12 protein-coding genes and 1 riboswitch are annotated in these 12037 nt (G+C 72.6%); of the genes, 9 read left to right on the top strand and 3 right to left on the bottom strand.

The features are described from left to right. Positions 1 to 100: 100 nt before the first annotated feature. A riboswitch (cobalamin riboswitch) is annotated at positions 101 to 237 on the top strand. Between the two features lie 101 nt (positions 238 to 338). The 7 genes from ACFWOG_RS34585 to ACFWOG_RS34555 all read left to right on the top strand — a co-directional run bounded on the left by ACFWOG_RS34585 (position 339) and on the right by ACFWOG_RS34555 (position 6108). Further along, entirely contained in the window at positions 339 to 1436 is a 1098-nt protein-coding gene (locus ACFWOG_RS34585; protein ID WP_355399368.1) for an iron ABC transporter permease, read from the top strand. Beyond that, on the top strand, positions 1433 to 2254 hold the full coding sequence (locus ACFWOG_RS34580) for an ABC transporter ATP-binding protein (protein WP_380363224.1): 822 nt from the start codon (positions 1433 to 1435) through the stop codon (positions 2252 to 2254). Before ACFWOG_RS34585 ends, ACFWOG_RS34580 begins: the two co-directional genes overlap by 4 nt. 28 nt (positions 2255 to 2282) lie before the next feature. Further along, a complete protein-coding gene (locus ACFWOG_RS34575; RefSeq protein ID WP_380363222.1) occupies positions 2283 to 3278 on the top strand; it encodes an ABC transporter substrate-binding protein in 996 nt (331 codons plus the stop codon). 79 nt (positions 3279 to 3357) lie between these two features. Beyond that, complete coding sequence (locus ACFWOG_RS34570; RefSeq protein ID WP_355399372.1) at positions 3358 to 3741, top strand: nuclear transport factor 2 family protein; 384 nt, start codon at positions 3358 to 3360, stop codon at positions 3739 to 3741. Positions 3742 to 3750: 9 nt separating this feature from the next. Continuing rightward, positions 3751 to 4227, top strand: a complete 477-nt coding sequence (locus ACFWOG_RS34565; protein ID WP_329883096.1) for a GNAT family N-acetyltransferase — start codon at positions 3751 to 3753, stop codon at positions 4225 to 4227. Positions 4228 to 4504: 277 nt separating this feature from the next. Then, positions 4505 to 4915 (top strand): anti-sigma regulatory factor, encoded by a 411-nt coding sequence (locus tag ACFWOG_RS34560; protein ID WP_329883097.1) that lies wholly within the window; start codon positions 4505 to 4507, stop codon positions 4913 to 4915. A 164-nt stretch (positions 4916 to 5079) separates the two neighbouring features. Beyond that, positions 5080 to 6108: an RNA polymerase sigma factor SigF gene (locus ACFWOG_RS34555; RefSeq protein ID WP_329883098.1), complete on the top strand. Its 1029-nt coding sequence runs from the start codon at positions 5080 to 5082 to the stop codon at positions 6106 to 6108. Between the two features lie 67 nt (positions 6109 to 6175). Here ACFWOG_RS34555 and ACFWOG_RS34550 read toward each other — a convergent pair whose 3' ends face one another. Further along, positions 6176 to 6604 carry a hypothetical protein gene (locus tag ACFWOG_RS34550; RefSeq protein WP_380363217.1) on the bottom strand — a complete coding sequence of 143 codons (429 nt, stop codon included), beginning with the start codon at positions 6602 to 6604 and terminating at the stop codon, positions 6176 to 6178. Between the two features lie 50 nt (positions 6605 to 6654). On the opposite strand from ACFWOG_RS34550, the gene ACFWOG_RS34545 reads away from it, so the two are divergent. Then, on the top strand, positions 6655 to 7626 hold the full coding sequence (locus ACFWOG_RS34545) for a diacylglycerol kinase family protein (RefSeq protein ID WP_329883100.1): 972 nt from the start codon (positions 6655 to 6657) through the stop codon (positions 7624 to 7626). 371 nt (positions 7627 to 7997) lie between these two features. Beyond that, a complete protein-coding gene (locus tag ACFWOG_RS34540; protein ID WP_014138019.1) occupies positions 7998 to 8249 on the top strand; it encodes a WhiB family transcriptional regulator in 252 nt (83 codons plus the stop codon). Between the two features lie 439 nt (positions 8250 to 8688). Here ACFWOG_RS34540 and ACFWOG_RS34535 read toward each other — a convergent pair whose 3' ends face one another. Continuing rightward, positions 8689 to 10209 (bottom strand): PAS domain-containing sensor histidine kinase, encoded by a 1521-nt coding sequence (locus ACFWOG_RS34535; protein WP_329883101.1) that lies wholly within the window; start codon positions 10207 to 10209, stop codon positions 8689 to 8691. 490 nt (positions 10210 to 10699) lie between these two features. Next, entirely contained in the window at positions 10700 to 11752 is a 1053-nt protein-coding gene (locus ACFWOG_RS34530; RefSeq protein WP_329952266.1) for an SIS domain-containing protein, read from the bottom strand. Between the last annotated feature and the right edge of the window lie 285 nt (positions 11753 to 12037).

Genomic DNA, 12037 nt, shown 5'->3' with positions numbered 1-12037 from the left:
GGACGGGGGCGGCCGTGCGTTCTCCGCGGGTCGGGCCCCGCCGCCGCCCAGGCCCGCGTCCGCGGCCTGCCCGGGCGGTCCGCGTCCGCGCCCGCCCCGGTAAGGGTTACCTGACCGGAGCGCTTGTTATGCTGCCTGGGCGTCCCGAGGGGAAGCCGGTGCGAATCCGGCGCTGACCCGCAACGGTGAACGGTGCCCCGCACCGTGAGTCCGACCGCCCCGGGGCGCCGACCTCCCGACAACTCGCCGTGGACTGCGAGGGGATGCCGCCCCGGCGTACCCTCCGCCCGGACGTGCCGCCCCGCGCCGCCCCGGCCCGAGGCGAAGGCGCGCCGCTTGTGAGCACCACCGCCACCGCACCCCCGATACCGGCCGCCGCGCCGCCCGCGCCCGGGACACGCCGGACACCCACCGCGCCGCTGGCCGCCGGCCTGGCCGCGGCCCTGCTGCTCTCGCTGGTCTGCGCCGTGGCGGTGGGCTCCTCCGGACTCGGCTGGGCCCGGGTGCTGCGACTGCTCGGCGCCGGCCTGACCGGCGGCCGGCTGGAGGCCGACGAGGCCGCCGCCTACGCGATCGTCTGGGAGATCCGGCTGCCGCGTGCCGTCCTCGCCGCCGTGGTCGGCGCCGGACTGGCCGCCACCGGGGTCGCGGTCCAGGCGATGGTCCGCAACGCGCTGGCCGACCCCTTCGTGCTCGGCATCTCCTCCGGTGCCTCGGTCGGCGCCAACGCCGTGCTCATGCTGGGCGCCTTCGCCTCGCTCGGCGTCTGGGCGCTCTCCGTCTCCGCCTTCGGCGCGGCCCTGCTCGCCATGGTGCTCGTCTACCTGACGGCCCGTACCGCCTACGGCCTCACCCCGCTGCGCCTGGTGCTGACCGGCACCGCGATGTCCTACGGCTTCTCCGCCGTCACCGCGCTGATGGTGTTCGCCGCCGCCCGCGGCGAGGCCGCCCGCTCCGCCATGATGTGGCTGCTCGGCAGCCTCGGCGGGGCCACCTGGGGCTCGGTGCCGATCGCCGCCGTCACCGTGCTCGCCGGACTGACCCACCTGATCTGCTCCGCCGGGCGGCTGGACGCGCTCGCGATGGGCGACGAGACGGCCGCCTCGCTCGGAGTCGACCCGGACCGGCTGCGCCGCGAACTGTTCGTCGTGACCGCCGCCGTCACCGGCACGGTCGTCGCGGTCAGCGGCGCGATCGGCTTCGTCGGGCTGATGGTCCCGCACGTGGTGCGGATGCTGGTCGGCGCCGGCCACCGCCGGGTGCTGCTGATCGCGCCGCTCGCCGGGGCCCTGCTGCTGGTCTGGGTGGACATCGTCTCGCGCACCCTGCTGGCCCCGGCCGAACTTCCGGTCGGGGTGGTCACCGCGGCCCTCGGGGTGCCCTGCTTCCTGCTGCTGATGCGCCGCCGCGGCTACTCCTTCGGAGGTGGCCGATGAGGGCCGTCCGCACGACCGTCCCCGACCTCACCGCGGACCCCGCCCTGGACCTCGCCGTCGACCGCGTCTCGGTCGAGCTGGCCGGCCTCCGGCTGGTCCACGACGTCACCCTGACCGCCGCCGCCGGGCAGGTGGTCGGCCTGGTCGGACCGAACGGCAGCGGCAAGTCCACGCTGCTGCGCTGCGTCTACCGGGCGCTGCGGCCCGCCGCCGGGGCCGTCCGGCTGGGCGGCGAGGAACTGCACGCGCTCACCGCGCGCGAGGCCGCCCGGCGGGTCGCCGCGCTGCCCCAGGAGCACTCCGCCGAGTTCGACTTCACCGTGGCCGAGGTGGTCGCCATGGGCCGGCTGCCGCACCGGCGCGGCCCGGCCGCCGGGCCCGCCGCCGGCGACGGCGAGCGGTGCGCCGCGGCGCTGCGCCGGGTGGGTGCGGCCCACCTCGCCGAACGGGGCTTCCTGAGCCTGTCCGGCGGCGAGAAGCAGCGGGTGCTGATCGCCCGCGCGCTGGTCCAGGAGCCGAAGGTGCTGGTGCTCGACGAGCCCACCAACCACCTGGACATCGCGCACCAGTTGGAGGTGCTGGCGCTGGTCCGGGAGGCCGGGCCGACGGTACTCACCGCGCTGCACGACCTCAACCTGGCGGCCGGCCACTGCGACCTGCTGTACGTGGTCGCGGCCGGGCGGATCGTCGCCTCCGGACCGCCCGCCGAGGTGCTCGAACCCGGACTGCTCGCCGAGGTGTTCGGGGTCCGCGCGACGCCCGTCCGGCACCCGGGGACCGGCGCCGTCCAGCTGCTCTTCGACCGACTCGCCAAGTGACCCCCCGTTGATCCAGCAAGGAACCGCCATGCGTACCAAAGCCGTTGCCGCCGCCGCCCTGCTCGCCCTCGCCCTCACCGGCTGCGGCGCCGAGATAGCCCCGAGCGGTGACGGCGCCACCGCCTCCGCCCACTACCCGGTGACCGTCCGCAACTGCGGCACCGAGCTCACCTTCCGGCAGAAGCCGGCGCGGACGGTGACCAACGACGTCGGCATCACCGAGCTGATGCTCGCGCTCGGGCTGGAGGACCGGATGGCCGGCTACGTCATGCCGGACGACAAGGGCGACGTCGAGAAGGTCGCCTGGAAGGACGGCTACCAGCGGACCACCTGGCTCTCCAAGAAGCAGATCACCAAGGAGATCGCGCTGGAGGCCAAGGCCGACCTGGTCTTCGCCGGCTGGCACTACGGCTTCGACGACGCGAGCGGCGTCACCCCGCAGGCCCTGGCCGACCTGGGTGTCGCCTCCTACGTGCTCAGCGAGTCCTGCCGCAGCGGCAAGGGCCCGGAGCGCGGCGTGATGGCCCCGCTGGACGCGCTCTACACGGACCTCGCCAACCTGGGCGAGATCTTCGACGTGCGGGACCGGGCCGACAAGCTGATCGCCGAGTTCAAGACCCAGGTGGCCGCCGTGCCGGAGCCGGCGTACCGCCCCGGCGTGTTCCTCTACGACAGCGGCGAGGACAAGCCGTTCACCTCGGGGAAGTTCGCGGCGCCGGAGGAGATCATCTCCAAGGCCGGCGGCCGGAACGTGACGGGCGACGTCGCCGACTCCTGGACCACGGTGGGCTGGGAGAGCGTGGTCCAGCGCGACCCCGAGGTGATCGTGATCAACAACTACGGCACCCCGGACGCCGAGGCCAAGCGGAAGTTCCTGAAGACCTTCCCGCCGCTGGCCGGCGTCTCCGCCGTCCGCAACGACCGGATCTTCGTCCTGGACTACGTCGACCTGGTGGAGAGCCCGCGCAACCCGGCCGCGATCACCGCGCTGGCGGCCTACCTGCGGACCGTGCCGGCCCGCTGAACCACCGCCGCTGCGGCCGGTTCCGCCGGGCGTACGCTCGAAGGTACGAGCCGACGGAACCGACCGCAGGAGCGAGCACATGACCGCCATGGCCGCACCGCCCGCCTTCGACACCGGAGCCCTTCGCCAGGGCATCGAACACGCCGACGCCGCGGCCCTGCTGGCGCTCTACGCGGACGACGCCGAGGTCCGCGTGGTCGACCGCACCACCCAGCCCAGCCACCCCCTGGTCATGCACGGCCGGGACGAGATCGGCGCCCTGCTGGACGACCTCTACGGCCGGCAGACCACCCACCGGCTGGAACAGGTGGTGCTCCAGGACGACCGCCTCGCCTTCCTGGAGTCCTGCCGCTACCCGGACGGCGTCCGGGTGCTGGTCAGCTCGGTCGCGGACCTGCGCGACGGGCGGATCGTCGACCAGACCTCCGTCCAGGCCTGGGACGAGAACGAACCGGCCCAGTAGGCTCGTGCCATGATCCGCACCGCCGTCGCCACCGACGTTCCGCTCATCCGCACCCTGATCCACGAGCTCGCGACGTACGAGAAGGCCCCCGACGAGGCCGTGGCCACCGACGACCAGCTGCACGACGCGCTGTTCGGCGCCGAGCCGGCCGTGTTCGGCCTGATCGCCGAGGACGACACCACCGGCGAGCCGGTCGGCTTCGCGCTCTGGTTCCGCAACTTCTCGACCTGGCGCGGCACCCACGGCGTCTACCTGGAGGACCTCTACGTCCGCCCGGAGGCCCGCGGCGGCGGCCACGGCAAGGCGCTGCTGCTGGAACTGGCGCGGATCGCCGTCGAGCGCGGCTACTCCCGGGTGGAGTGGTCGGTGCTGGACTGGAACGAGCCCTCGATCGACTTCTACAAGGCGCTCGGCGCGGTGCCGATGGACGGCTGGACCGTCTACCGGCTCACCGGCGACGCGCTCGCCGCCGCCGGCACCCGCTGAAACCGGCGCGCGGGGGCGCGCACGGACGGCCTGCAAGGCCCGCGTCCGACCACTGCCACCCTGCGTCGCGATGCCTTACCATGAGTGACTCCCGTACCGGGTCAGGAAAGCGGTAACGTCTCGGACGGACGCGCGGCGTCCGGCCACTCCTTGAGGGGTATGACCGGTACGTACCGCACCACCCCTCTGGACAGTTGGGGCGAAGCAGTTGAGCCAAGCAACAGACAGTGCCGCGGCCACCGGCCCGGAAGCACAGCGCGTCACCCAGGAGGTGAGGGTGTCCCAGATCGACGGCGAGCCCGGAGTGCAGGACTTCGTGGAGGTCCGGCTGCCCGCTGCGGGCGCCTACCTCTCGGTCCTGCGAACAGCCACGGCGGGCCTGGCGGCCCGGCTGGACTTCACGCTGGACGAGATCGAGGACCTGCGCATCGCGGTCGACGAGGCGTGCGCCATCCTGCTCCAGCAGGCCGTCCCCGGTTCGGTCCTCTCCTGCGAGTTCCGACTGGTCGGCGACTCGCTGAAGGTGATCGTCTCGGCGCCGACCACCGACGGCCGGGCGCCCGAGCGGGACACCTTCGCCTGGACGGTGCTCTCGGCCCTGGCCGGCGAGGTGGAGTCCACGGTCGCCGAGGACAACACCGTGTCGATCAGCCTGCACAAGAAGCGTGGCGGCCCCGCCACCCACTAGTGCCGCCGCGAGAGATCGCGGCAGCACCGACCGAGAGCCGTCCGCCCGGTACCCACCCGGGCCGGCGGGCGGCTCCCCGTACCGCCCCCACCGGGCGGTACGACCATCGAGACGAACCGGGGCCGGCGGCCCCGGCGCTCCCGGAACGGAACGGGGGAATGGCCGTGAGTGATCTGGACCGTACCGGCCTCGCGACGGCGGGCCCTGCCGTACCGACCCAGGCGAGCATGCCCGGCCTCGCCGCCAACGACGAAGCGCACCCGAAGGACGCCCAGCGGATGAGCCAGCCGACCGAGCCGACGCCCGATCCGTCGCCCACGCCCGAGCCGCAGGCCGCGGACCTCCCGGACGAGGCGGCCACGGCGGCCGACACGGCCGAGCAGGCTGCCGAGGCGCTGCGCGCCGCGGTGCCCGCCCAGACCCCGCACCGCAGCGGTGCACCGGACCGCGAAGCGGCCCGGGCGCTGTTCGTCCGGCTGTCCGCGCTGCCCGACGGCTCCTCGGAGCGCGTCGAGCTGCGCAACCAGCTGGTGCGCATGCACATCCCGCTGGTCGAGCACCTGGCCCGGCGGTTCCGCAACCGCGGCGAGCCGCTGGACGACCTGACCCAGGTCGCCACCATCGGCCTGATCAAGTCGGTGGACCGCTTCGACCACGAGCGCGGGGTCGAGTTCTCCACCTACGCGACGCCGACGATCGTCGGCGAGATCAAGCGGCACTTCCGCGACAAGGGCTGGGCGGTCCGGGTACCGCGCCGGCTCCAGGAGCTGCGGCTCTCGCTGACCACGGCGACCAGCGAGCTCTCCCAGCGGCACGGCCGCTCCCCCACGGTGCACGAGCTGGCCGAGCACCTGGGGATCTCCGAGGAGGACGTGCTGGAGGGTCTGGAGTCCGCCAACGCGTACTCCACGCTCTCGCTGGACGTGCCGGACAGCGACGACGAGTCGCCGGCCGTCGCGGACACCCTGGGCACCACCGACGAGGCCCTGGAGGGCGTCGAGTACCGCGAGTCGCTCAAGCCGCTGCTGGCCCAACTGCCGCCCCGGGAGCAGAAGATCCTGGTGCTGCGGTTCTTCCGGAACATGACCCAGTCGCAGATCGCCGCCGAGGTGGGCATCTCCCAGATGCACGTCTCCCGGCTGCTCGCCCGGACCCTCGCCCAGCTGCGGGAGAAGCTCCTGGTGGAGGAGTAGGGCGCGCCCGGCACGCCCCACCGGTGGCCGCCCGACGGGCGGCCACCGGGCCTTCGGCCCTCTGTGCTCAGCCCTCGTGCGGAGCGTAGAGGGCCTCCGTCGCCCTCGGGCTGAGCAGCGCGCCGATGCCGGTCAGGCCGATCGCGGCGACGGCCAGCGCCACGGCGGCCATCGGACCGCCGCTCTGCCACATGTAGTACGCCACCGGCAGGCAGGTCGAGTTGGTCAGCACGGCCGGGCTGCGGCCCCAGCGGCGGCCCTTGAGCAGCGCCCGGGCGGCCAGCAGCGGCAGGACGCCGAGCAGTACGATCACCAGGCCGCCGAACTCGTTCAGGGCGAGCTGCTTGGACTCGCCGGACAGCGCGGCGACCATGTCCCAGACGCCGACGACGGCCAGCGCGGCGCCCTCCAGTGCGGTGATGGCGGCGCCCAGGGTGAGCGCCGTGGGCCGCGCGGAGCCGGGCGCGGGGACGGGTGCGGTGGATTCTGCGGTCACTCCAGCAGGGTAGCCGCCGACCGGTCCGTACCGACCCGTAGGCTGAGCACATGCGCGCTCTCCTGGTCGTCAATCCGAAAGCGACCACCACCAGTGGCCGCACCAGGGATGTCCTGATCCACGCCCTGCGCAGCGACCTCAAGCTGGAGGTGGCGCAGACCGAGTACCGCGGCCACGCACGTGACCTGGCCCGCGAGGCGGTGGACGACGGCGCGGTCGACCTGGTGGTGGCGCTCGGCGGGGACGGCACCGTCAACGAGGTGGTCAACGGACTGCTCTCGCACGGCCCGGGCGAGAAGGTCCCCCGGCTGGCCGTGGTGCCCGGCGGCTCGACCAACGTGTTCGCGCGCGCCCTGGGCCTGCCCAACGACCCGGTCGAGGCGACCGGTGCGCTGCTGGCCGCCCTGGAGAGCCGCAGCGAGCGGCCGATCGGGCTGGGCAAGGCGATGACCGAGGGCCTGCCGGACCGCTGGTTCACGTTCACCGCGGGCCTCGGCTTCGACGCCGGCGTGGTCGGCCGGGTGGAGGAGCAGCGCCGGGCGGGGCGCAAGTCCACGCACGCGCTCTACGTCACCCAGGCGCTCCGGCACTTCGTCACCCAGCGTGAGCAGCGCAGATCGGGCCCGGTCACGCTGGAACTGGCGGGCCGCGCACCGGTTCCGGGCCTGGCGCTGGCGATAGTCAGCAACACCTCGCCGTGGACGTTCCTGGGCAACCGCCCGGTCTATCCCTCACCGCTCGCCTCCTTCGACGCGGACCTCGACGTCTTCGGCATCACCCGGATGACGGCGTTCGGTACGGCTCGAACGGTCCGTCAGATCCTGCGGTCGCACGGGCCTTCGAGCGATGACACCCCGCCGCCCGGCCCCTCCGGGAAGCACGTCGTCACCTATCACGACGTCCGGCACTTCACCTTGGTTTCAGAGGAACCGGCCCCATTCCAGGTCGACGGGGATCACCTTGGATCCAGGAGTCGCGTCAGTTTCACAGGCGTACGGCGGGCACTGCGTGTGATTGTGTGACTGGAAGGGGGCTTCGCCCTTCTTCTCGAACGCACAAGCCCCCTTCACTCCATAGAAGTACTGGCTGTGAGCTAGGCGACACCGAAGAATCAAAAATTCCTTCCTGAAGGGGGTTGTATCCGGGCCCGAGGTTTGCGAACCTCTACATGGCGATCGGGACACATCGCAGCGACGGCAACCTCAGAACCTGTTGGATGCCGACCGCGGAGCGTCCCTCGAACCGCCGAATCCCTCCCCAGCACAGACCTCCCGGGCCCGATGGGCCTTTGGTCTCTTTTGCTGTTGCGGGATTCGTGAAAGCGTTCACATTCACAAACCCCATCGATGACGCCGACCGGGCAGCCCCCGCCGGCAGGAGGAGTTGGACGACCATGGACTGGCGCCACCGCGCTGTCTGCCGCGAAGAGGACCCGGAGCTGTTTTTCCCGATCGGGAACACCGGTCCCGCTCTGCTGCAGATCGAGGAAGCCAAGGCCGTGTGCCGCCGCTGTCCGGTCATGGAGCAGTGCCTCCAGTGGGCCCTCGAGACCGGTCAGGACGCCGGCGTTTGGGGCGGTATGAGTGAGGACGAGCGCCGCGCGATGAAGCGCCGTGCCGCCCGCAACCGCGCCCGCACCGCCTGATCACACGCCGTAGCAGCAGTGACAGCAAGACCGATCAACACATGATCAAAGGCTTCCCTGCACTTCCTGGCGAAGCCTTCCGTACAAAGGACCTTGCTCGACGAGGTCCTGCGACACCGACCCGCCCAGGCACTTGATACTGTTCACTTAGAGCAATATTGTGGAGCTGTGGCGCTCACCGTGTGCAACGCATCGGTGTGGTGTCGCACCACTCAGAGCCCCCGTTCCGGCCGACTCCCCCCGACGGCCGGAACGGGTTGAGAGGCCCTGTCGACCCACCCCCCCCCGGTCGACAGGGCCTCGTTTCTGTTTCCCGGTACGGAAAAAGGCGTGCACCCGGCGCGTTCGCCGACTGCACGCCCCCTTCGCGCGTCTCTGCGCTTCCCCCGAACTTCCCCGGCCCTCCCGGGCCCTCTCCCCGCGCCGCTCCCGGCGACTCTCAGCGGACCGGGATCTCCAGCACGACCTTCGTACCCCCGTTCGGACCGGCCACCATGTCGAAGGTGCCGCCGAGCTCACCGGTGGCCAGGGTCCGGACGATCTGCAGCCCGAGGTTGCCCGACTGCTGCGGGTCGAAGCCCTCCGGCACGCCGCGGCCGTCGTCCTGCACGGTGATCAGCAGGTACTCCTCCGGACGGGCCCCGCCGTTCCAACTGTCCGACCAGCCCATGCCGGTGGACGGCGCCCGCCCGCGCAGCGCGCTGACCTCCAGGTTCCCGGAGGAGGACGGGCCGAAGGCGTGCTCCAGCGCGTTCTGCAGCAGCTCGGTCAACACCATCGCCAGCGGGGTCGCCACCTCGGCGGAGAGGATGCCGAAGCTACCGCTGCGGCGGGTCGCCACCCGGCCGTCCTGGGAGAGCTCCATCACCATGGCCAGCACCCGGTCGGCGATCTCGTCGAAGGTCACCTTCTCGTCCAGCGCCTGGGAGAGCGTCTCGTGCACGATCGCGATCGAGCCGACCCGGCGGACCGCCTCGTCCAGCGCGGCCCGGCCGGCCTCCGACTCCATCCGGCGGGACTGCAGGCGCAACAGCGCGGCGACGGTCTGGAGGTTGTTCTTCACCCGGTGGTGGATCTCCCGGATGGTGGCGTCCTTGGTCATCAGTTCGCGGTCGCGGCGCCGCAGTTCGGTGACGTCCCGGCAGAGCACCAGTGAGCCGGTCAGGGCGCCCTTCGGCTTGAGCGGGATGGCCCGCAGGGTCACCACCCCGCCCTGGACCTCCACCTCGGTCTGCCGGGGCGCCCAGCCGCTCGCGAGCTTCACCAGCGCCTCGTGCACGGCGGCCCGGGAGGGCGGCACCAGGTCCGCGGTGGCCCGGCCCAGGTGACTGCCGACCAGGTCGGTGGTGAGGCCGAGCCGGTGGTAGGCGGAGAGCGCGTTCGGGCTCGCGTAGGTGACGATGCCGTCCGCGTCGAGGCGGATCAGGCCGTCACCGACCCGGGGCGCGGCGTCCATGTCGGCCTGCTCGACGCCGGGGTACGGGAAGGTGCCGGCCGCGATCATCTGGGCCAGGTCGGAGGCGCTCTGCAGGTAGGTGAGCTCCAGCCGGCTGGGCGTCCGTACGGTCAGCAGGTTGGTGTTGCGGGCGATCACGCCGAGCACCTTGCCCTCACGGCGCACCGGGATCGACTCGACCCGGACCGGCACCTCCTCGCGCCACTCGGGGTCGCCCTCGCGCACGATCCGGCCCTCGTCGAAGGCGGCGTCCAGCAGCGGTCGGCGACCGCGCGGGACGAGGTGGCCGACCATGTCGTCCTGGTACGAGGTGGGGCCGGTGTTGGGCCGCATCTGGGCCACCGAGACGTAGCGGATGCCGTCCCAGGTGGGGATCCACAGCACCAGGTCGGCGAAGGAGAGGTCGGAGAGCAGCTGCCACTCCGAGACCAGCATGTGGAGCCACTCCACATCGGCACCGGTCAGGGTGGTGTGGCGGCGGACGAGTTCGTTCAGCGAGGGCACATGGCGAGGGTAGCTCCAGGGGGCCGGGGCAGGCCCGGCGCACCCGCCGGTCGGACGCCCCCGAAGGTTGTCCAGACCAATTTTCGGGGAGCCCTGGACAACCCAGATTGGTCTAGTCCACAATGAAAGGGCACCAAGGAGAGGCCCACCGCGCAACTGCCCTGACCGCGCGAGGCCACTCCTCGGTCGGACGCCGCCGAGCGAGGACCCCGCACAGTTCTCGGTCGTCCCCGGTGCCCGACGACAGCTCCGGGCTGCGGTGCCGCATGGGTTGAGGGTCCCGTGTCGGCGCCGTGGCCCGTAGTGCTTTCCCCCTCCGGTCACCCGCGCCCGACGACAGCTCCGGGCTGCGGTGCCAATGGGCCCCTCCTGGCCGTGGCCCGTAGTGCTTCCCGCAGGCTTCCGCCGCGCCGCGCACCGCACGCGAAACGCCGGTCCCCCGTCCACAGGCTGTGGACGGGGGACCGGCGTTCTTCGTCCGCGGCGGCCGTCAGTGGGTCTCGGTGACCTTGGCGAGCGCGCGGGGGGCGTCCGGGTCCTGGCCGCGGGCGATGGTGACCTCGTAGGCCAGCAGCTGGAGCGGCAGGATCTCCAGGATCGGCTGGACCTCCTCGGGCACGCCGGCCGGCAGCGCGAAGCCCCCGGAGGCGGCGTCCACCTGCGCCTGCTGGCCCACCACGACCAGGTCCGCGCCGCGGCCGCGCAGCCGGTCCAGGACCGGCTGCAGGGCCTCGCCGCCCTTGCCGTCCGGCACGATCGCGATGACCGGCGAGACGTTGTCCACCATGGCCAGCGGGCCGTGCAGCAGGTCGGCGCCGGAGAACGGGGAGGCGGGGATGTAGGTGGTCTCCATGAGCTTCAGGGCCGCCTCGCGGGCGGTCGGGTAGCCGTAGCCGCGCGAGGTGATGACCAGGCGCTGGGCGAAGCGGTAGCGCTCGGCCAGGGCCTTGACCTCGCCCTGGCGGGCGAGCACCCCCGCGGCCAGCGACGGCAGGTCCTTGGCGGCCGCGCCGTCGCCGCCGCGCAGGCCCTCGACGAGCAGGTAGAGGGCCAGCAGCTCGGCGGTGTAGGTCTTGGTGGCGGGCAGCGCCTTCTCGGGCCCGGCCAGCACGTCGATGTGGAACTCGGATACCTCGGCCAGCGGCGAGCCGGCGTTGTTGGTGACCGCGAGGGTGATGGCGCCGGCCTCACGGGCCGCCTTGGTCGAGGCGACCAGGTCCGGCGAGCCGCCCGACTGGCTGACGGTGATCACCAGCACGTCCGAGAGGTCGGGCTTGGCCCCGTACGCGGTGGTGGTCGACATCGAGGTCAGCCCGGCCGGCTTGCCCAGCAGGATCTCGATCAGGTACTTGGCGTACAGCGCCGCGTTGTCCGAGGTGCCGCGCGCGGTGAGCAGGACGAAGCGCGGGTTGCGGGCAGCGATCCGGGACGCGATCTCGAAGATCCTGGGAGCGCCCTCGTCGAGGATCCGCTGCAGGACGGCCGGCTGCTCGGCCATCTCCGCCGCCATGATCCGGCCAGGGACGGTCTGCGTGTCGGACATCGTGGATGTGCCTCCGATGAGTGGTCCAACCCCGCTGGGCGGGCGTGCCCGGCGGAGACCTCTACGGCGGCGAGTCCGCACACTCGCTGCGGTGAATCTGCGGCAATCCTACGGGGGGCGTCCGCGCCGGGCACATCAGAACTCCGTCCGCGGCAGGTCCGGGCCGGCCCGGGGGCCACGGGGCCGCAAGCGCCGGGAGCCCCTCCCCGCGGTGCGGGGAGGGGCTCCTGCCGCGCGGTCTAGCCGCCGGCGCTCGCGGTCTTCCCACACCGCCCGTCAACCCGC

Origin of the sequence: Kitasatospora sp. NPDC058406 (genome assembly GCF_042722765.1) — a bacterium.
Lineage (GTDB): Bacteria > Actinomycetota > Actinomycetes > Streptomycetales > Streptomycetaceae > Kitasatospora.
Note: the sequence above shows the minus strand (reverse complement) of the source record. Positions and strands in the feature narration are given on the sequence as shown.